This is a genomic window from Pseudoalteromonas neustonica, assembly GCF_001653135.1.
In the GTDB taxonomy this organism is placed as follows: domain Bacteria; phylum Pseudomonadota; class Gammaproteobacteria; order Enterobacterales; family Alteromonadaceae; genus Pseudoalteromonas; species Pseudoalteromonas neustonica.
This window is the reverse complement of record NZ_BDDS01000008.1, coordinates 1-18,210: the sequence shown is the minus strand read 5'-3', so window position 1 is coordinate 18,210 and position 18,210 is coordinate 1. Positions and strand designations below refer to the sequence as shown.

Annotated in this window: 26 protein-coding genes; 19 read left to right on the top strand and 7 right to left on the bottom strand. The window is 39.0% G+C overall.

Going from position 1 to position 18,210, the window contains the following annotated elements; translation table 11 throughout:
- Positions 1-11: 11 nt before the first annotated feature.
- Positions 12-596, top strand: a complete 585-nt coding sequence (locus A7967_RS12890; RefSeq protein ID WP_064435771.1) for a hypothetical protein — start codon at positions 12-14, stop codon at positions 594-596.
- Complete coding sequence (locus A7967_RS12885; protein WP_064435770.1) at positions 589-987, top strand: hypothetical protein; 399 nt, start codon at positions 589-591, stop codon at positions 985-987. The genes A7967_RS12890 and A7967_RS12885 overlap by 8 nt, the downstream gene beginning before the upstream one ends.
- Here the strand turns inward: A7967_RS12885 and A7967_RS12880 are convergent, their stop codons facing one another.
- Complete coding sequence (locus tag A7967_RS12880; RefSeq protein ID WP_064435769.1) at positions 988-1,386, bottom strand: helix-turn-helix domain-containing protein; 399 nt, start codon at positions 1,384-1,386, stop codon at positions 988-990.
- Between the two features lie 419 nt (positions 1,387-1,805).
- Between A7967_RS12880 and A7967_RS12875 the strand changes: the two genes are divergently transcribed.
- The 3 genes from A7967_RS12875 (at position 1,806) to A7967_RS12865 (ending at position 3,359) form a co-directional block, all read left to right on the top strand.
- Entirely contained in the window at positions 1,806-2,354 is a 549-nt protein-coding gene (locus A7967_RS12875) for a hypothetical protein (RefSeq protein ID WP_064435768.1), read from the top strand.
- A complete protein-coding gene (locus A7967_RS12870) occupies positions 2,354-2,698 on the top strand; it encodes a hypothetical protein (RefSeq protein WP_064435767.1) in 345 nt (114 codons plus the stop codon). Before A7967_RS12875 ends, A7967_RS12870 begins: the two co-directional genes overlap by 1 nt.
- Positions 2,699-2,804: 106 nt before the next feature.
- Positions 2,805-3,359 (top strand): YjaZ family protein, encoded by a 555-nt coding sequence (locus tag A7967_RS12865; RefSeq protein WP_064435766.1) that lies wholly within the window; start codon positions 2,805-2,807, stop codon positions 3,357-3,359.
- A gap of 286 nt (positions 3,360-3,645) precedes the next feature.
- On the opposite strand, the gene A7967_RS12860 is transcribed toward A7967_RS12865, so the two are convergent.
- Positions 3,646-4,110 carry a helix-turn-helix domain-containing protein gene (locus tag A7967_RS12860; RefSeq protein WP_064435765.1) on the bottom strand — a complete coding sequence of 155 codons (465 nt, stop codon included), beginning with the start codon at positions 4,108-4,110 and terminating at the stop codon, positions 3,646-3,648.
- Positions 4,111-4,272: 162 nt separating this feature from the next.
- Here A7967_RS12860 and A7967_RS12855 point away from each other — a divergent pair, with 162 nt between their 5' ends.
- From A7967_RS12855 to A7967_RS22395, 9 genes are all read left to right on the top strand, one after another.
- The gene (locus A7967_RS12855; RefSeq protein WP_064435764.1) at positions 4,273-4,560 is read left to right on the top strand and encodes a helix-turn-helix transcriptional regulator; all 288 of its coding nucleotides are present in this window, start codon (positions 4,273-4,275) and stop codon (positions 4,558-4,560) included.
- Positions 4,557-4,829, top strand: coding sequence for a helix-turn-helix transcriptional regulator (locus A7967_RS12850; protein WP_064435763.1), 273 nt, complete (start codon positions 4,557-4,559; stop codon positions 4,827-4,829). The genes A7967_RS12855 and A7967_RS12850 overlap by 4 nt, the downstream gene beginning before the upstream one ends.
- A 10-nt stretch (positions 4,830-4,839) precedes the next feature.
- Positions 4,840-5,262, top strand: coding sequence for a hypothetical protein (locus A7967_RS12845; protein ID WP_064435762.1), 423 nt, complete (start codon positions 4,840-4,842; stop codon positions 5,260-5,262).
- Between the two features lie 9 nt (positions 5,263-5,271).
- Positions 5,272-5,856: a hypothetical protein gene (locus A7967_RS12840; protein ID WP_064435761.1), complete on the top strand. Its 585-nt coding sequence runs from the start codon at positions 5,272-5,274 to the stop codon at positions 5,854-5,856.
- 18 nt (positions 5,857-5,874) lie between these two features.
- Positions 5,875-6,186, top strand: coding sequence for a hypothetical protein (locus tag A7967_RS12835; RefSeq protein ID WP_064435760.1), 312 nt, complete (start codon positions 5,875-5,877; stop codon positions 6,184-6,186).
- A 19-nt stretch (positions 6,187-6,205) separates the two neighbouring features.
- A complete protein-coding gene (locus tag A7967_RS12830) occupies positions 6,206-6,502 on the top strand; it encodes a hypothetical protein (protein ID WP_064435759.1) in 297 nt (98 codons plus the stop codon).
- Positions 6,503-6,504: 2 nt separating this feature from the next.
- Positions 6,505-9,528 carry a replication endonuclease gene (locus tag A7967_RS12825; RefSeq protein WP_064435758.1) on the top strand — a complete coding sequence of 1,008 codons (3,024 nt, stop codon included), beginning with the start codon at positions 6,505-6,507 and terminating at the stop codon, positions 9,526-9,528.
- Positions 9,529-9,563: 35 nt separating this feature from the next.
- On the top strand, positions 9,564-10,523 hold the full coding sequence (locus A7967_RS12820; RefSeq protein ID WP_064435757.1) for a hypothetical protein: 960 nt from the start codon (positions 9,564-9,566) through the stop codon (positions 10,521-10,523).
- A gap of 288 nt (positions 10,524-10,811) precedes the next feature.
- Positions 10,812-11,630: a Rha family transcriptional regulator gene (locus A7967_RS22395; RefSeq protein ID WP_082916333.1), complete on the top strand. Its 819-nt coding sequence runs from the start codon at positions 10,812-10,814 to the stop codon at positions 11,628-11,630.
- A 386-nt stretch (positions 11,631-12,016) separates the two neighbouring features.
- On the opposite strand, the gene A7967_RS12810 is transcribed toward A7967_RS22395, so the two are convergent.
- The gene (locus A7967_RS12810; RefSeq protein WP_064435756.1) at positions 12,017-12,262 is read right to left on the bottom strand and encodes an ogr/Delta-like zinc finger family protein; all 246 of its coding nucleotides are present in this window, start codon (positions 12,260-12,262) and stop codon (positions 12,017-12,019) included.
- A 118-nt stretch (positions 12,263-12,380) separates the two neighbouring features.
- Here A7967_RS12810 and A7967_RS12805 point away from each other — a divergent pair, with 118 nt between their 5' ends.
- The 5 genes from A7967_RS12805 (at position 12,381) to A7967_RS12785 (ending at position 15,411) form a co-directional block, all read left to right on the top strand.
- A complete protein-coding gene (locus A7967_RS12805; RefSeq protein WP_064435755.1) occupies positions 12,381-12,734 on the top strand; it encodes a hypothetical protein in 354 nt (117 codons plus the stop codon).
- A gap of 88 nt (positions 12,735-12,822) precedes the next feature.
- Positions 12,823-13,350 (top strand): hypothetical protein, encoded by a 528-nt coding sequence (locus A7967_RS12800; protein ID WP_064435754.1) that lies wholly within the window; start codon positions 12,823-12,825, stop codon positions 13,348-13,350.
- 420 nt (positions 13,351-13,770) lie between these two features.
- On the top strand, positions 13,771-14,328 hold the full coding sequence (locus A7967_RS23370; protein WP_244507100.1) for a hypothetical protein: 558 nt from the start codon (positions 13,771-13,773) through the stop codon (positions 14,326-14,328).
- Between the two features lie 203 nt (positions 14,329-14,531).
- On the top strand, positions 14,532-14,816 hold the full coding sequence (locus A7967_RS12790) for a hypothetical protein (RefSeq protein ID WP_064435753.1): 285 nt from the start codon (positions 14,532-14,534) through the stop codon (positions 14,814-14,816).
- A 142-nt stretch (positions 14,817-14,958) separates the two neighbouring features.
- Entirely contained in the window at positions 14,959-15,411 is a 453-nt protein-coding gene (locus A7967_RS12785) for a hypothetical protein (protein ID WP_064435752.1), read from the top strand.
- Positions 15,412-15,436: 25 nt separating this feature from the next.
- On the opposite strand, the gene A7967_RS12780 is transcribed toward A7967_RS12785, so the two are convergent.
- The 4 genes from A7967_RS12780 to A7967_RS12765 all read right to left on the bottom strand — a co-directional run.
- On the bottom strand, positions 15,437-15,892 hold the full coding sequence (locus tag A7967_RS12780) for a hypothetical protein (RefSeq protein ID WP_064435751.1): 456 nt from the start codon (positions 15,890-15,892) through the stop codon (positions 15,437-15,439).
- Entirely contained in the window at positions 15,892-16,218 is a 327-nt protein-coding gene (locus A7967_RS12775; RefSeq protein ID WP_064435750.1) for a phage holin family protein, read from the bottom strand. Before A7967_RS12775 ends, A7967_RS12780 begins: the two co-directional genes overlap by 1 nt.
- The gene (locus A7967_RS12770; RefSeq protein WP_064435749.1) at positions 16,215-17,282 is read right to left on the bottom strand and encodes a phage portal protein; all 1,068 of its coding nucleotides are present in this window, start codon (positions 17,280-17,282) and stop codon (positions 16,215-16,217) included. Before A7967_RS12770 ends, A7967_RS12775 begins: the two co-directional genes overlap by 4 nt.
- A partial coding sequence (locus A7967_RS12765; RefSeq protein WP_209438565.1) for a phage terminase large subunit family protein occupies positions 17,282-18,210 on the bottom strand: 929 nt, incomplete at its 5' end. The genes A7967_RS12770 and A7967_RS12765, both read right to left, overlap by 1 nt.

Genomic DNA, 18,210 nt, shown 5'->3' with positions numbered 1-18,210 from the left:
GGGTTTTAAAAGTGGATTTTATACAAGAACTCTATGAGAAATGGCTAGTAATCAAACCATACACCAGCGTTTTTTCATCCCAAGCAATTATTGCCACCGCATTTTTAATCGCACTTGTAAACTCACTACGTAAAGCATTAAAGCAAAACGAGCTGTTCAGTAATTTCATAACAATCGCATTTGTTTGTGCAAACTACCTGCTAACAGCGTTGATGATGGAATACGTATTAGATTACGTACAACGGCACGAATCTGCCGCCAGCGCCCAAAATGTGTATCTAGGTTTTGTGATCGCCAACGTCTTAACATTATTTTTAATGTACAAAGCCCACGTGATCCTCAGTTATGTATTTACCCCATTGTATGTAGCAGTAAACAAATTATTTATAATACTAAGTATTTTTCACTTTGCGTTGTGGGTAAAACTAGTTGGCTTAAACCTGCAGCAAGAATATTCACAATTTCATTACCTATACAGTTTTATTGTTCTATATATCAGCGGTGCATTGGCTGTTATAATGATTTATCCCTATGTTCTAAGCACTAAGTTTGGGTGTATATTCACGTTAAGTTTGCCAAGGAATCGCGATGTTTGAGTTAATTTATATAGCCATAGCCGTATTTGCTGTTTTACTTATTTTAAGCACCTGGTTAGTAGCGCGTAAAAATATATTTGCCGAGCAAGTGAGAGCTAAATCAGTAGAGGCAATCTGGCTAACAATTCAAGCAGAGCAAGAACCAGACATTGAAAAGTCACTTAGTTTCTTTGCAGCAGCCCAAAAACTAAAAAATGAAGTTGCGGCAATCACGCTTAAAAATCCAGCAATGGCACATTATGAAATAAGCGAAGAAGTAACAAATAACAAAGAAGAAATAAACAACAAGGAAGAAACTGAAGAACTCAGCTTAGGTCAGCTACTAAAGCAGCACGATAAAAAATATAAAATTGCTGAAATCTACAAAAAATATAACGAAGGCAATAACTAATTAGTTATTGTCTTTTTGTATAGCAAATTCCTTTTCAACATATTCACATTGAATTTTAGCAAGCTTGCGCAACGCACCAACATTATTGTTATCGCCTTTAATAAAACCACTGCCTGCTAATGCGCTCAAACTTTTAAGTAGCCCATTCTCAATAGTCACTAAATCAAGATCATCAGTACCATTAAGCAAATAATCAAAACTAAAATTAGTTGCCAAACAAGTTTGATGTATTAGTTGATAAGGGATAGAACCACGATTAATAGTATTGGTACAAAAAGAATTGCTTAATGATAAGTGTCGTTCAAGTGCCGCATTTTTATTAACACCATAGGCATCACGTAAGCGCTTAAAAATATCACTCACCTGTTGCTGTTCTGCTGTTAACGTTTTGCCTAGCATCTAATCATCCTTATTGAACTGCCCTAATACTAAACGAGTTTTATTTTTAAAACAGCCATTAATTTTAAAAAACTTACAAAAAGTAAGTTTTTATTGCAAACATATAAAATTATGATACTTTCCATTCTGTTAATAAAAAGGATTATAGGAAAAGCTTAAATTATACTGTATAAATATACAGTAGTTTGTTGCCGCATTATTTACATGTGACTACAATGCAAAGCTTACCCAAACCCTATAAATCAGTAAAAGGAAATATCATGAAAAACACACGCTCACTAAAAGCACTGCAATTATTATCTACATTCATTGGTGGTGATGACAACGGTGGCGGTGGCGATGGTGTAGAGCCTCCATCAGCAGAATAAGACCAAATTAACCAGCGTTTACGCTGGTTAATAACACCCAAAGGAATTGCCATGATTGATTTTTTTACAGCAACAAGCTGGACTATCCGTATACTTGAACTAGCCATTGTTTTAAACATACTGTATTTATTTAAACAGCATCGGCTTGCTCTTTTTTTTGGCGGGCAAAGCAATTTAAATTCAACAGATGATCACACAATGCATTCATGCTTTATTGCAGCACTCACAGTCATGGTGTTTCACTTTGTCAGCTCACACTTATCGCAATACATTTTAACTATCGAAATGAGCAAACTAGAGCTTAGGCAGTTTTTTTACTTCTCAATGTTTAGTTGCTCAGTAGCATTTTCCGCAACGCTATTTTTCTTGCACACTATTCGTGGTTGTACGTTCTCAAAAGTAGCGCGCATATGCTTGTATTTAGCGATAGCACAAGCCGCATTACAAATGATGCAGTTTGTCATGCGTGGCATGTTAGATAACAGCACGCTATCACCGTTTTACAGTGTTGCCGTTGTGCTACTCAATATAGCATCACTTGGCGTCATTGCTGTTTACCCACTAACAATAGTGAGTAAAATAAGGAAAGAGGAAATCTAATGTCGTTATTATTTGTAATGAGTATATGCATGATAATGATGCTCTACATAACAGCATTTTCACTGCTACGCGGTCACAACACAAACGCAATTGAAACAAAGCTAAAGCATAAGCTCAAACATTACTTGCCAGAGCGCTACATAAAACAACAAGATGATTATGGTGTTGCGCATTCAATTGTAATGGACTTAGGGGAAGTGTTAGCACAGCCAGACAACTTTGATAAAATAGACTCAATGGTCGTAATGCATAAGCGAGCAATTCGCTTTAGGCGTCAAGCATTAAAACAGCCAACAGAAATCCCTCAACGCCAAGAACGGCCAGTATTCAAAATTGTTAAATAACCCGCTACTGCGGGTTTTTATTTGCATTTAAATTCCTAACTGTTTTAAACACAATCATAATTATGTTAATTTCTTACAAACTAATTTAATAAGTAGCAAAGCTGGCTTGAAAAAATATCACGTACAAGCAAGGCAATATTGGCAAAGTGTTTCAATTAATGGCCAAGATATTTGTTTAAAACATTTAGATGTTCATGAAGTGATTTTCAAAGGGAAAAAAGAGGACTTTAGGTTTTTAGTTACCTATGGGCTCCATTGCTTTGCTAAGAATGATCAGAAATACTCTATACCGTTTAAAGTTTCAGACAGTCATGAAGAAAGGGACTTTAACATTGAACGATATACTTTATCTAAAGCTTTAAGGTCTATAATAGAAAAGCTTGATGCTGGTTATGATATTTACCAAACCGCCCAAAATAAACATTTCATTTTTGAATCTAAAATTGTTCTCGAAGATAAAGAGCAATTGTGTAAAATCTGCTTATGCATATTTAAAGAGAATAGACTTGCTAGAATTCACGTAACAAGCGCTTTTGTATTAGATGAAGAGAGTATGAGTAAAAATAAACCGGGAAAAAGTGGCTCTATTTTTAAAATTGCTACAGATGTGAAAGAACAATCCAAGCATATAAAAGCACCAAAAGAAGCGACAAGACGGTAATTGGAAGGTATAAAGTATTCGGCCCCAAGTCATTAATTATTAAATTAATGCTTGAGGCCTCAGCCGCATAAAGCGGGGCAGATCATTCTTGCGTAGCAACTGGGCTAACCAAAATGGCAATGGGGTGAAGTAGATAACCAATAAGTAATCAACCTCTGTAACCACCCTATTAACGATCCTATTGCATAACTGACCACACCGCCAATACCATTTTGTTATAAGGAAATTATAAATAAGACTATATGAAACTATTTAAGACTCATATGAAACTATTTAAGACTACTTTTTATGCTGTTTTTTGGCTGTTGGCGGGTTTGGTTGCGCGTGCGTCAATAACTGGTTTTAAGTCTTTTAGCAGTAATTTACCGCAGTCATTAATATCAATCTTTTTATCTGGGTTTACCTTAAACCAATCAAGATGAAAGAACATCATTAACGATTTAATTGAAGTATCAATAAACTCTTTTTCAAACTCTTCTTCATCCAACATGCCTTGTTGACTGGTTAGATCGCCTGGCGCAATTTGCCCAGCAGCTGGGTTAGTTTCACCTGTAAACAACCACATTAAATACATTTTTGTCTGTGGGTGGTTAGCAATTTTTTCTAAATTACCAGCTCCAGGCTCAGAGATTCCTGACTCATATTTCTTGTAACCACTCAACCCAATATCAAGTAATTCGCAGAACTTAGCCTGACTTAAATGAAGTGATTCACGAATAGCTTTAATTTTAAGCCCAATAGTGTTTGACATGGTTCTTATAAGATCCTATTATTAGCTCAGATACAATAGTGTACCAAATGATTCTTTTAATGTTCTTTCTATATGTTTGGGCTTAATAACCTGCCCTAACAATAAAGATTAGCACAATTATAGCCCGTTTAGGAACCAAACAAATAAAGATAGAGGTCAATTATGGATACTGAAAAATACAGAAAAAACTTACAGGGTGAAGTGGTTGGCCCAGATGAAAAGTTCTTAAAGCGTAAACAAGTGCTAGAAATGTGCGGTATTTCACTTTCTCACCTGTACTACCTAATGAACAAAGGCATGTTTCCTAAGTCGCAGCGTGTATCACACCGCAGTGCCGTTTGGCTTGAATCAGACATCAATTTATGGCGCTCAATGAACACTAAGCATTTCTTTGCCGAGTACGGCGAGCAAATTAAAGCACAAAAACTAGGTGAAGGCGCAACAGCATGAGCCAAGTAGATGCATCAAAACACTACCGTACAAATTTGCGCGGTGAAGTTATCACTATTAACGACCGTTACTTACGCCCAGCCGATGTGGCAGAAAAATGCGGCATTCACCGTTCAACAATCTACCGCTTAATAGAACGCGGCGAGTTTCCTAAATCACACAAAGCATCAAGCGGCCGTGTGGTATGGGTTGAAGAAGATATTGAAGAGTGGATGCGCCTAGGCGCTGAGAAGTTCCACGAGTTCTACGGCAAACAACAAGCAAACTAGGAGGTTAATCATGGCTAATACAGCACTAGAAATTATTAAAAATCGTGGTGTTACCAAAGAAAAAGAGCAACCTAAAAGCACGCTGTTAAAAGCGGTTGAAGGTCGTTCTATTCCTAAAGGCCTTGCTGAAATAAAAGCACTTATGGGCAGTGAACGCCACACACCTGAATATGTTTACACTCAAGTATTAAGTGAGCAAGAGCGCACAATAGTGTGTTTTACCGCAGGCCTAAAACGCCATGACCTTGAAAAAGGCTTTGCCAATTTTAGCGCCGAAACCCGCTTAAAAATTCACAAAGCCATTTTGCAGTTACAAGAACTGGTTAAAGCATTCACCGATGCCAACGCCATGGCACCGGCTAAGTTTGTGCAAAACGCCCCGCGTGAAAATGCCAACACCGACTATTCACACTTAACTGTTAGTTCACACTAAGGATTGATCATGAGTTCAACTAATCGCGGAACCCAGCGCAATGCAGATGATTACTACGTAACACCGCATTGGCTAATTGAAGATTTTATAGCAGCGTTTAGTGAAAACTGCCGTTTTCGCTTTGACCCAGAAGAATACCCATTAGTGTTAGACCCAAGTGCGGGCGGGTGTGATAAATACCCAATGAGTTATCCAACCGTATTAGAAAAACACGGCTTTAATATTAATAGCTGGGATATTCGCGAAGACTCACGCGCAAAAGATAAGGGTATCGACTTCCTTGCAGTTAAACCTTTTGCACCTTATGACATGATCATCACCAATCCACCTTTCAACAAAGCACAAGAGTTCACCGAACATGCACTCGAAATGGTTTTTGATGGCGGTTTAGTCATTATGCTGCAACGCCTTAATTGGCTAGGTAGCCAAAAACGCAAGCCCATGTGGCAAAAACTGCCATTAGCGGCCGTTTATGTTCACAGTAAACGCCCGGGCTTTGACCCAAAAAAACCAAGTAAAACCGACTCAACAGAATACGCCCACTTTGTATTTTGCAAAGGCTATGAACACGCCCCTGAACTTTTTGTAATTTAACGCTGGGAACTGCTGAAAATGAAACTACACCCAAAAGCAAAAGCGGCACTTAGGTATTTAGTTGATTGTGAGAAAACGTGGAACTATGGAAAGTTGTTTTCTGTTGATCACAAGATAGCAACCGAAGAACTTGAAAAATACGCGCCAGAAATATCAGCGCGGTTTGATTGCATTGGCTCATCACAATCAATAGAAGAGGCAGAGCGTGAAGATAATTGGCTTAACTATTCATATAAAGAATACATGATTCAAGATCATCATAACGTCAAGCATGTAGAAGTTTTTCACCAAATACACTTACCCAACGAATTAAACGACATTCCGTTTTAACCCCAAAGGAATACTAAAAATGAACACTATCAAAGACCAAGATCTATATAAAAATCAGCAATTACTAATCAAGATTGTTTTACACGCTGTAGACCAAGTTAATTTTACTATTCGCAATTTAAACAAACGCCCAACAGTTGCGATGCTCATGGAATGTGAAAACTGCCTTACTGACTTTATGCCAGTGGTACAAATGATTGTCGTTGATCATACTGAATACGCGCCAGTGTATGACCAAATGGCAACAGCACTTGATGCCGCCCAAGTTCACGGCGAACCCGCGTTGATTGAGTGTGCGATAATCGAGTTTAATTAACCGTGAGCTTATGGCCCATAACTCACTTTGACGTATGCACAGCGGCTTTAACTTTGGTTAAAGCCGTTGACGACTCAGAGCACAGAGCATTTTTAGTAAGCGGCCTTAGCCGTTTTACTGCGTATACCCAATATAAAATGGTTAAACAGTACCTTGCTAAAATCACGCCCGCTGATGATGCCTGGTATAAAAACGAGCCCATAAACCCAAGTGAGCAAGCCCACATTTGGTTTTATGATGCGCTTAAAAGTATTGAACACCGCATAGATGTTACCGACCTAAAACTAAGTAAATCGGCAAAGTCGGCACTTAAAAAAGTGCATAACAACAACCACCATAATTACATAGTAAAAGACATTATCGACTGTAAACGCGCGCCCAGCATACAAGCCAGTTTTGTTCGCCAATGTGCCCAAGGGTTAGAGTTTACCGCTAAGCACCGCGAGGTATTAGCGCAAAAGAAGGACGAGCCGCAGGCCGATCACACCGCTCTTTTACAAAAGCTGGTAAATGGTCAGGTTTCAAAAGCGGCTATGTCTGTAATTACTGCCATCGATGACGCCGAGCAAGTGGCCTTTGTTTATAAGTGCTTGTGCAATGTGCCTAAACCATTGCAAATGCGCGTAGCTAAACGGTTTATTGATAGATACGACACCACCAGTTTACGCAGCCAATTTGGCGCAAATGACTGGTTACGCCGCACTGTAAACACATTAAAACCACGGCTAAAAATACTCGAGCGAATTGTAAATAATATGCCATTGCCTTGGCACATACTCGCCAATGCAGACAAAACCAAAAAACACGCAGGTGTTTTGTCTCGCCAAGTAACCGAGATATTAGGCGACCTTGCACTTGAACAAACAACATGGGACGCAACCGACTTTTACGACAAAGTAAGCGAGTTTGCTGAGCAATTTGGCGTACAACTCCAGTTTGCAGAAAAGGCCGAATACTTAACAATCCCCGATGCCGAAGTAGCGCTTTTAAAAGCACAAGATCATAAATGGTGGGCGCGTAAGCTTAAAACTATTCGCAGCCGTTACCTTGAACATTTAGAAATAGCTACCGGCGAAGTAGGCAAAGATCTATTCGCCACTCACGATAAAAAACACGGCACTAAAAATAAACGCCGTGGCATTAACGCCTATTGCTCAAAACAAGCCCTTGCTGAATACACCACCAACCGCGAACGCGGCCAGCGCTACCTAGAAAGCCTTGAACTCGTTAATGAAAAAAACGATGTGATCTCGCTAATGAAAGCGGTTGAAGCAGGTATTGCCAACCCTGAAAATATGCGAAACGAGCTAATGCTGCGCATACGCGAAACCGAAGAACTCGCCGACGAAATGGGCTACACAGGTGGCTTTTATAACATTACTGCGCCAAGTCGTTTTCATGCAAATTCGCCAACGTGGGACGGCTCAACACCCAAAGAGGCAAGCCAGTATTTAAACTGGTTATATTCACAAGCCCGCGCCAAGTTAGACCGCCTTGAAATACCGTATTTTGGTATACGTGTAGCCGAACCACACGCCGACGGTTGCACCCACTGGCACATGCTTTTATGGATGCCAACCCGTTACTACGACAAAGTTAACCACTTGCTACGCCGCTACTTTACCCGCGATGACCGCGCTGTGTTTTTTGAGCGATTTAAAAACCGCAAAAAATACCGTGCGCAATACACAAAGTCGCGCCGTATTTGGGGTTTAAATAAATCAAAAGGTGTTTACACCCGCGAGCCAATTAAAAACTATAACCCAAGTAGCCCACGCTATACCGCCATTAAAATGCTACCCGCAAAAGTCGGTAAAGACGGCAAAAAGTCGGGCGGGGCGGCGGCCTATGTTGCCAAGTACGTAAGTAAGAATATTGACGGTTTTGCACTGGCAAACGAATACGACGCAGAAACAGGCGAAAAACTCACCCAAGCAGTTAACCCGGTTAAAGCATGGGCCAGCACGTGGGGCATTAGGCAATTCCAGTTTCAAAAATCACCCTCTATTACCATTTGGCGCGAGTTGCGCCGAGTGCGCGAAGAAGTGCAAGGCAACGAGCAGTTAGAGCAAGTTCGCCAAGCGGCAGACAAAGGCGACTTTAAAACCTTTGTTACCTTAATGGGTGGCTTTGGTATTGGCCGCGATGCCCGTTTTAAACCCGCTTATCAATGTACGGAATACGGCAACGAATATGCCGAATTTACCAAACGCTTAAAAGGCGTTGAAGATACAACAGGCCTTTGCACGTTGGTAACTCGTTTACATACCTGGTCTAAGCAAACCATAGGCACCGCAGCAAATAGCGACACAGCTGTAATTGATGGGCAGGATGCCAACACCGTCAGCGCAGCTGACCTAGCTTGGACTAGTGGGAATAATTGTACGCCTTGCAGCGTGGGGCATAGAGACGAATTATTGCTAGACATGATCGGTTTTTCTAAAAAAGAGATCATTAACGTTAAAAAGGATCTAATAGCAGGTAAAAGGATCAGGCGAAACGGCCAAATTTACCTAATACAAGACGGTAAATTGCTAATACTGGACGCCCAAGCACAGCTTAAAGAGCATCGCCGCCAGTCTATTGAGTCAATAGCGCGCACTGAGGCACAAAAACAGTACAAATTAGCGGGCGAGCAAGAATCAATACAGTGTAACCATGCGTTTAACCTCCTCAACACCCAGCAAACCCAAACCCTTAACCAAGGCGGAACAGTGGTTATGGGGGATCGCGTGTATCACATGCAAGGCAACGACTTATACAGCTTTGAAAAGCTCGACTTAACCAAGCCGCAAAAAACAATACAAGTAATCGTAAGCGAACAGCACTTTACTTATGCGCGCGAACTTTACGACTTAGCGTATTCATACGCTCAAATTGATGGCCGAACCGCACCATCAAGCACTCAATTTAAACACGGTCACGCCGACATTATTGGTGATTTAGATTTAGCTCGATTAGTATTGAGCGGTGAAGCAACGGCCATCAGTGATAATGACTGGTGGGCAATGGACATGATGGCTTGATGTTTTATAAGTCATTTTAATGTAAGGAAAATAATATGATGAGCTCCAGTAACAAAACCGACACTTTTGAAAGTTTAAAAGAGTCTTTTAATTCACTCTTAAATAATTTAGAAAAAGTGGTTCAGGAAGAAGAAAAGGGTTTTGATATTAGAAGAACAAAAATGTGGAAAATTAAAAAGGATTTAGATAATTTTCAGGCTCTGAAATATGAAAATCAGCTCTATCTAATTAAGTTGATTTATAAATATAATCAAATAAATCAAATGTTTATTAGTAATATAAAAATTAAATACGAGATAAAAGACCTAATTGAGATTATTGGAGGCTCATATTGTCAAGATTCAGATAGTAAGCATAAGTATAACCATTACTTATTCGAATTTACTACGGCCTTAAGTTTCGCTTTAGGTTTAGAAGAAACTAAAAGTATAAGTATGATAGGTAAAAGCGATTTAATTATTGATGAAAAAATTGCCATTGAGTGTAAGTATATTAGTAGTAAAAACAAATTGAAAACCAGATTTTCAGAAGCTTCAAAACAAATAAATACAAGGGTTGACGATAAAGAAGCAAAGTTTGGATTTGTTGCTATGAATGTTTCCGAACTAATTAACCAAGATAAATTACTAAGTTTTACAGATTTCTTAGTGAAACGTTTTATTCAGAATTATCAATTGATGTATAAAAAAGTTGATGATCCGCTGGCAATTTTGAAATGCATCGCTTCGGATAAGAACTTTGAAAAAATTGTATCGAGTTATCTTACGTCTGAAATGGAAGCCGTTATTTATTCAAAAATGCCAGCTCCAATAAAGATGGCAGATAATGTTAAAGGTATAATTTTTGTTTCTCAAACTCAAATTGATATTTACAATGAAGACGACTTCCTTCCCATAAATATAAGAGGAAGGACTTATCATTTCAATAATGACTTGTCACAAGAAGAGCATAAAAAATACGCAGAGATGATTCATAAGCTTGCTGTTGGTATTTGATCAGAGCATTTTTGTAATTGACAGTGCGCCTTGTGCGGGGCTATAGTAAAAAGGCACTGGCAAAATCCAGTGCCGGACGTGGAAATCCGCATATCTCAAGGCGCATAGTCGCCAGCTTTTTAGCTGGTTTTTTAATGCGTGGCTTTAGCATACCTATATTATGGTGAGCTGGGCGAGGCCGCTTCGGCGGGCCGTTTCCTTGAGTACGGTATTTCCACCCTTGTTCAGTTCACCACCAATCGTGGAAAGTTGGTGATGAACTTCGATTTTTACTCGAGGAGTCATACCATGACTAATATTTATATTCTGCCTAGTGATGCCATCACTAACGAAAATAACCAGTTATTAACCGCGTCTAGTAAAGTTGCAGAAGCGTTTGGCAAACTACATAAAAACGTAATTCAAAAGATTGAAAACTTAGATTGTTCAGATAAATTTGCGTCGGCTAACTTTTCAGCCCACGTAGAAACGGTGCAGGCTGGCGCGGTAAAGCGTAAATCAAAAGTGTATCAAATGACGAAAGACGGCTTTATGTTTTTGGTCATGGGTTTTACGGGCAAAAAAGCAGCCCTGATTAAAGAGGCCTACATAAATGCGTTTAACCAAATGGCTAATAAACTCTACGGTCTACCAACAAAACCAATTACCCCAGCACTGCCGCAACATACACCACACCCATATTTTGATACAGATGTAGCTTTTAGCAATGTTAACCACACCAAAGCACTGGCAATAAAAGATCCTTGCATAGAACTGGGCAGCACCATAGCCACATGCTCTTTAAACGTGGCACGTATATTTGACCGCCCACATGATGAAATAATTGATTTAATACGTAACTTAAAATGCTCAACCGATTTTAAATACAGCAACTTTAGCGCGGAGTTGATAGGGGACATAACCAGCGGCCAGTTTGTTTTTTACATAACCAAAGACGGCCTAACCTTTTTAATGATGGACCTAAACCTAGGCGCCGATATTAAAGAAGGCTACATACGCGAGTTTAACGCCAAAAAACGCGCCCAACTCTACGGCCACCCTACACCAGACAACACTCGATTTTTAGCCCCACTAGGCCAAGCAGGTGATCAGTTAGCAAAGTATTAAAAAAAAAGGGCTAAATAAATTTAGCCCTAATTAATTACATTGCGAACAATGAACTGACTGCAATTATTAAGTGTGTAACATTAATAATTGCACGATCTGAAATCTCTAAGGATAAATTGATTTTCAATTTATTATCCTCCAATTTTTAGATGTGGCTTGCTCAAAATTCCAGAATCAGCTAAGCTTTTTTTGCAAACATAAGCGCTTCGCTGAAATCTTAGCAAGTGACTTCACTGTCCCATATTGCATGTATGGGGCAGTCCTTCCATTGATGTATTACTGCTTTGTTTCAATGTTGAAACTAGAATATTTTGGATGTCTATGCTGTGCAACTTAAATTTTAGGTGTTTACATTGTTAAAGCATAAGCAATTGAAAACAAAATATTTAAAGTCCTATCAATTCTAATTGTTGTTCTCGAGGTAAATTTTTAATAAGCGCCGCGGCAAGTTGCGCAGTAGTTTTACATGGTGGGTTCAAGAAGTGATCAAACGATTGGGTAATGCGGAACGTAGCCCCGCACTCTTTTGTATTGGTACATGAGCAATACAAATTAACAACATGCGCGCTTTGCTTTTCGCGTGACGTAATTATTGCTTTAGCTTCACAATTTGGACAAGTAACCCGCGCCATAATAACTACCAATCGTTAATAAAATACACTGTTATTATATACAGTGATTTAGTTTGTGACAAACCATAAAGCAGCTGTAAAATATGAGCATAATTTATATTAATTCAAAGGGCTAAATATGGGTTGGATTATTGAAGCTGTTGTTTTTGGATTTATTGTTTTAATTATTTATATAGCGGTTAAAGACTCTGGTGCAAAAGATGAACGAATTAGAAAACTCGAAGATGATAAAGCGCGATTATTGAACATCGAATTTAACAAGCGATTTAAAGAAATTCACGGTATTAGTTTTAGTGAAGCTTATGATGCATCAGATAATAAGAAAAAATGGGATGAATGGGGTGAAAGAGTTAAAACTGGTCAAATCCATTGGCAGCCAGACTATTGTGAATATATTGCTGATGGTTTGTTTAACCCTGATAAGTCAAAACACATTAATATTAATCTTGATTTAGAAGAAGAAAATTATTAAATAGTAAGTCAGGCCCTTCACTTTAAGTGTGTCTAAGGTAGTTAGTGGCAGGGAGCATTATGCAGCAATATTTATGAGTGAGTAAGGCATGGAAGATCTAATTAAGCATATTAGATATTTATCGGCAGTTACAATAATTTGGATTGATGGAAAGGATGGCTCAGGAAAGAGTTATTTGGCAACAGAGCTAGCAAAAAAATTAAAGTACAATGTTATTCATGTTGATGATTACTTGGTCCCGAATCAGGGTTCTTACTTTGGCAGTTTAAAGTTAGATAGCCTTAGTCAAGCTATTAATGAAAAATCGAAATATCTGATAGTGGAAGGTATATGCTTACTAAAAGTTCGTGAGGCTCTTGGTTTGAAAAAGGGCTTTGACGTGTATGTAAAAAAAATAAGCCTTGAGGGTGATTGGGCTGATGAAGGTGAATGCAATATTTCTGAACCACCAGATGTGTACATCCAAAGACAACAGAAAGATATCTGCAAAGTAGCAGCAATTTGTTTTATGGGAAAGAAAGATGAAGCTATAGAGTTTCCTGCTGTGGCGCGTGAAATAATTACATATCATTATGACTACAAGCCACATATAAATTCAGACGCAACATATAGTTGAATTGAACAATAAATGCCTATAAATAGTTTAAATTGACTGTAGGCTTTACTATCAACCTCAGTATTCCTTACGACTTCATCCATCATTAATTTAATTAGCGGGTTAGTCCCGCTCTAAAGCACAAAGCATTATATTTAGTTGACTCGAAAGGCCAGCTGCTGAGAACCAAAAGGGCGAAAAATTCACTCCTCCTCGCCTTCCGCTTTCGTGCAAAAAACGCGTCAAATTGACAACCCCAGTGACATACTATTAATCGCCAGCCAGCCCAGTAAAAGGATCTGTAAGTGATTTTAAAAAGATCGCATTGTCAAAAAGTGACAATGTTTGACAATAAAGTGACAACAAAAAGATCAAATAGCTGGTGATTTACCTAATATTGAAATATCATTAATTTATTATCAGTTAAGTGATAAATAAATTATGAAATATTTACACAAAGGCTCACAAAGCCAAGAGCGATTAGATGCACTTTTATCGTTTGGTAAAAGTACCAGCGAAGATATAAAAGCGGCACTCAGTGATTACTTGGTTCGCGGTATCAGCAAGACCAATGCAGCAACGCTTAATGGTGTGAAGGGGCCAAATTTCACAAGGGCACTTAACCGACTGGAAGTTGTTGCAGGTAAATTTGAACATGCATTAGAAATTGAATGGTATTCAAAAAGGCAGGATATGAAATTAGAATTAATAAAAGAAAGAGTCGACGCTTTATTGGTTGAGTTAAACCTACTGTTACCTAATGAGGATTTTTCAGATGCAGAGTGGGAGACTCATAATGATAGGATAGTTAAAAGACTGAAACTTGAAATAAACCATATAGGTACAAGTAAACGCACTACTGAAAATGAGCATTTATTTTTGGTTGAAGCATATGGCGATGCGTTAAATATTTTAGAGAATAAAGATGAACAAGTAGATGAAAAATTTATCGACTGTATAGACGTGCTTGAACATTGGAAAAGCCAAATCCCTAATTAATTTTATATTTTATGAAATTTATAAGTAGTAAATTTTGACTAGATTGTTACTTGATGGATGTAAAAAAACTGTGTAAATGCCTGTTACATATAGGGAGCTAATTACTCCTTATTCGCAAATTACAACTAAGTATTTTTACCTAATATCCAGCGGTTAGGCTATTATTAATATGCGTAAATAACAATTACATCACAGGAGTTACAATGAATAATGCATTAGATGGAAAAGCTAAATTAGATGTAAACATTTATAACATTCAAGCCAATGAAGAAGAGTTAGAGGAGTTAAAAGGATTGATCGTTAAAAACTATCGAGCAAACACCACCTCACCAGAAGTATCTTTTGAAAAGTCTGATGTTAGAGGTGACTTTTATGAAATTAGTTTTACGATACTAAAGCCCAAATCATCTGACAGAAAAATTATAAGGGAGTTACTGAACTCCTTAACTTTAGTTGGTTGTCACATTGATGCTACTTACGTTCATTAGGCTTATTTTTCATGCTATGCGAATATAGCTTAGAGCGCAGACTTATTTAATGCGATTGCCCCAAAGGTTGAAAGAAAGAGCTTGGTTAGGTTAATCAATAGGCATATAACTTTTTAGTAACTATATAATTTAAAGGAATAAAATGGAAATACAAAATAAAACACCAGCAAACATACAAGAGTTAGTTAAAAATGCTAATTGTAAATATGATTGGAAAAAACGCCTTTCAGCATTACAAGCTTTAAAACATTTTAAATGCCAACAATCAATAGATGTAATTACTCGCCTTGCGTTACACGACAAAGTATTTAAAGTGAAGGAAGAGGCATTTAAAGTGGCTCAGTCGTTTGGTATAGAAAAAAAGGGGCGACCATTATCTTTAGGGAAGAAAAATATTGGTTACGAATCAAAAGATTTCACAAAAATATTTTTAAGAATAAAAAAAGATAAAAAAATGGATGACCTTGATTTTAGTTTGTTTAAGGAGACATTTTTAATACTAAATCCTGAAATGTATGATGTGATGCTATATGAACAAGGCAAAAAATTTGATTCTTGGATAGCGAAGTTATATCAGACTTTGCCGAAAAAATAACTCAAGGGGATTATATTTAAAAGCGCTAACTAGTAGCGCTTTGCTTTTTATCCCGATTCCCCCAAAACGCTCTAAACAACCGCATTAGCCCAAGCGTTGAAACGGCAATACCGACAATCACAAATTCAAAGTACCAGGGCGCGCCGTTATAGCCCATGGCTTGCCAGCCTTTTTGCATATACGGTTGCATGGCAGGTATAAAATGGCACACAAACAAACCCAAAAAGAATAAAATGATCACTTCATCCATGATGGTTTTGTCGCGGTTCTTCAGCACCAGCAAGTCATAGTCCGCGTCGTTTTGCTCGGCTTGCATGCAGCGCTTTGCTTTAGCATTAAACTGGGCAATTTTGAAATTGTTTTCAGCACGTGCTACATCAGCGGCCATTTCAGCCGCTATGCGTTTACGCTCAACATAGCCGCCGGTTAAATCGGCTATTGGGTCTGTGATAAATGAAACCAGTGTTTTTAACCATCCCATTATTTTATCCCCCTGATCAATTTAATAAACGCTTTAGGGTCTTTACTAAAGGCTTTTATTAGCTTGTCGAACCCTTCAAGCAAGTGCGGGGCAGCGTAGGCTGTTACCCCAATCACGCCTGTTTTTAGGTTTTCATCAAACCCGCGCCATTCACAAAACATGGCTGATAGGTAGGCTGCAAATATCGCAATTAATACACTCATAAAGTAATGAAAAAACGTAAATTGCCGTTTGCTCAAATACATTTGGATTGCGGCTGCTAAAAAACTCAACATAAGTAATCGCCCCCATTGTTTTATAAATTCGATAACATCAATCCAGCTCATGCGCTTTCCTTAGGTGTTGGGTTTAGGTCTGAATACTCAGGCTCTTTAAAATCAATGTGCTGTGCAGTAGGCAAGTAGTTATTGATCCCTAAAACATCTTGCTGCAGGGGCACAACTTCGTTGTTGTAATAAGCGCGGGTGATTTTGTCTAAATCACCAAAGCCGGGGCTGTCGCCAGATGATTGGCCGCTTAGTGCTTCTTGTGCCCGGTGCATACTGAGCATGTCGTTTAGGGTGATTTTTTTAATGCGCTCAAATTCGTCTTTAGTTGATATGTCGCCCACAGGGGTTATTTTTAATGACTTTTCAGCATCGGCTTTTTGTCCCCTAAAGTTTAAAAATAAACTCCTAAAGTTGCCCACGCCTTTACTGTCTTGAATGGCTTTTTTTAGTGCGTTTTCATCTTCTAGGCTCATGAACGGGTCAGCCATTGAAAATATAAAGCCCATGTGCGCGCCGTTTTTGTAATAGCGACGGCGAAATAGCGTGGCATCTTCATTGAGTAACGCTGATTGAATACCACCGTAATATTGCGGCATGCCGTAAATGCCTTGGGCGGGGTCATACTCTTTTACGTGTATAACTTCACCGGCATTAAAATAAATAGGCTCATGGCTTTGGTTACTTAATTGCGCATACACCCCGCGTTTATCTGTATAGCGCATAGTGAGGGCGGGCAAATGGCGCAGTTTAATGACTTGCCCAAAGGCGTTTTTAATAATCTGTAAATACGCGTTACCGCTCCACAGTAAATCAAACGCAAACTTGCTAAGGGCTTGGTGGCTCAATAGCGGGTTTGGTTTATACCACTTTAAGATCATGTTGCGCTTAAAGTAGAGTATTGGCCCATGCTGGGCATTTACTCGCAGCAACTTAACCAAGCCGTGCAAACTAATGGGCGGTGCATAAATGCCGTTGCTGTCGCTAAATACCCCAACGTAATCGGTTAGCCGGTTATCTAAACAGGGCTCAGGATCACCAAAGCTAAATGAATCGGTCATTGCGGTGCGTTGATTGTAGTTAGGCGCTTGGCCGTTACTTACTTGTAATCGTGGTTTGGTCATTAAGCTGCAATTCCTACAGAGGTTTGACGGTTAAGGGCGTTGCCGTCGAGTGGTTCAAATAACATGGCGTGCATAATTGCCCATGCAATATCGGCATGGCCGGTGGTGGCGGTGCGGTTTGTGGCATAGGTAATTTGATCGCCAACCACTTTGCGGCGAATATTAATAAACGAGCTGGCAATATTTACCGCGTCCTGGTCAAACTCAAGGCGACGGTTTTGAATAACGTTGATTGCCTTGATCACCATGCGGTTTTTAATAATTGGGTTGTAATGAATAGGCTCTGCGTTAGGGTAAAACTTAGTGATAAGCTCCCACACGCCGTACCCTATGCCGGTGGTATCTACGCCAATATGGACCACGTTGTATTTTTCGGTGAGGAGCTTTATTTCAGCGGCCATGGCTTCAAAGTCATTGCCGCTTAAATCGATTGCTTCAAGCAGGCGGAATTTTTCGCCTGGCTTCATGGGGGCACTGAGTACGGCAACACTGGCTTTGTCGCCAAAGCGGGCAGGATCAAACCCAATAACGACAGGTTTTAAACCATAAGGGCGCTCATACTCTAAATCAAAGTCAGTCCATTTGGTTGAGTCGCCTACACAGTTCATTAATTGTTTTAAGTTAAACGCGCTGTGTGCATCATCAATAAACTTACACATAAACAAGTTATTAAACTCATCTAGCGAGTATTCGTTTTCAAGTACACTGATATCAATGCGGTCAAAGCCTGAATTCACCACATCGTGCACAGTGAGCATTTGGCGCCAAATACCGTCTTCACACAGCAAGCCGTGCTTTAAGTTTTTATGGCTAACATCAATAGCAAATTCAGGATCGTTACAGGCTTTGGTTTTACGAAACCATTTACCGTTCCAATGATCATACGCTTCGTGGCTGGTAACACTTGGCGTACTAAAGTAGGTAATAC

What these genes read in the sequence shown, in the direction of transcription:
- A7967_RS12850 (WP_064435763.1), top strand. Translation starts at nt 4,557, where the DNA reads ATGAGCCAAGTAGATGCATCAAAACACTACCGTACAAATTTGCGCGGT.
- A7967_RS12770 (WP_064435749.1), bottom strand. Translation starts at nt 17,282, where the DNA reads ATGACCAAACCACGATTACAAGTAAGTAACGGCCAAGCGCCTAACTAC.
- A7967_RS12855 (WP_064435764.1), top strand. Translation starts at nt 4,273, where the DNA reads ATGGATACTGAAAAATACAGAAAAAACTTACAGGGTGAAGTGGTTGGC.
- A7967_RS22395 (WP_082916333.1), top strand. Translation starts at nt 10,812, where the DNA reads ATGACTAATATTTATATTCTGCCTAGTGATGCCATCACTAACGAAAAT.
- A7967_RS12860 (WP_064435765.1), bottom strand. Translation starts at nt 4,110, where the DNA reads ATGTCAAACACTATTGGGCTTAAAATTAAAGCTATTCGTGAATCACTT.
- A7967_RS12845 (WP_064435762.1), top strand. Translation starts at nt 4,840, where the DNA reads ATGGCTAATACAGCACTAGAAATTATTAAAAATCGTGGTGTTACCAAA.
- A7967_RS12775 (WP_064435750.1), bottom strand. Translation starts at nt 16,218, where the DNA reads ATGAGCTGGATTGATGTTATCGAATTTATAAAACAATGGGGGCGATTA.
- A7967_RS12870 (WP_064435767.1), top strand. Translation starts at nt 2,354, where the DNA reads ATGTCGTTATTATTTGTAATGAGTATATGCATGATAATGATGCTCTAC.
- A7967_RS12840 (WP_064435761.1), top strand. Translation starts at nt 5,272, where the DNA reads ATGAGTTCAACTAATCGCGGAACCCAGCGCAATGCAGATGATTACTAC.
- A7967_RS12820 (WP_064435757.1), top strand. Translation starts at nt 9,564, where the DNA reads ATGATGAGCTCCAGTAACAAAACCGACACTTTTGAAAGTTTAAAAGAG.
- A7967_RS12880 (WP_064435769.1), bottom strand. Translation starts at nt 1,386, where the DNA reads ATGCTAGGCAAAACGTTAACAGCAGAACAGCAACAGGTGAGTGATATT.
- A7967_RS12875 (WP_064435768.1), top strand. Translation starts at nt 1,806, where the DNA reads ATGATTGATTTTTTTACAGCAACAAGCTGGACTATCCGTATACTTGAA.
- A7967_RS12785 (WP_064435752.1), top strand. Translation starts at nt 14,959, where the DNA reads ATGGAAATACAAAATAAAACACCAGCAAACATACAAGAGTTAGTTAAA.
- A7967_RS12830 (WP_064435759.1), top strand. Translation starts at nt 6,206, where the DNA reads ATGAACACTATCAAAGACCAAGATCTATATAAAAATCAGCAATTACTA.
- A7967_RS12780 (WP_064435751.1), bottom strand. Translation starts at nt 15,892, where the DNA reads ATGGGATGGTTAAAAACACTGGTTTCATTTATCACAGACCCAATAGCC.
- A7967_RS23370 (WP_244507100.1), top strand. Translation starts at nt 13,771, where the DNA reads ATGAAATATTTACACAAAGGCTCACAAAGCCAAGAGCGATTAGATGCA.
- A7967_RS12835 (WP_064435760.1), top strand. Translation starts at nt 5,875, where the DNA reads ATGAAACTACACCCAAAAGCAAAAGCGGCACTTAGGTATTTAGTTGAT.
- A7967_RS12800 (WP_064435754.1), top strand. Translation starts at nt 12,823, where the DNA reads ATGGAAGATCTAATTAAGCATATTAGATATTTATCGGCAGTTACAATA.
- A7967_RS12805 (WP_064435755.1), top strand. Translation starts at nt 12,381, where the DNA reads ATGGGTTGGATTATTGAAGCTGTTGTTTTTGGATTTATTGTTTTAATT.
- A7967_RS12810 (WP_064435756.1), bottom strand. Translation starts at nt 12,262, where the DNA reads ATGGCGCGGGTTACTTGTCCAAATTGTGAAGCTAAAGCAATAATTACG.
- A7967_RS12790 (WP_064435753.1), top strand. Translation starts at nt 14,532, where the DNA reads ATGAATAATGCATTAGATGGAAAAGCTAAATTAGATGTAAACATTTAT.
- A7967_RS12885 (WP_064435770.1), top strand. Translation starts at nt 589, where the DNA reads ATGTTTGAGTTAATTTATATAGCCATAGCCGTATTTGCTGTTTTACTT.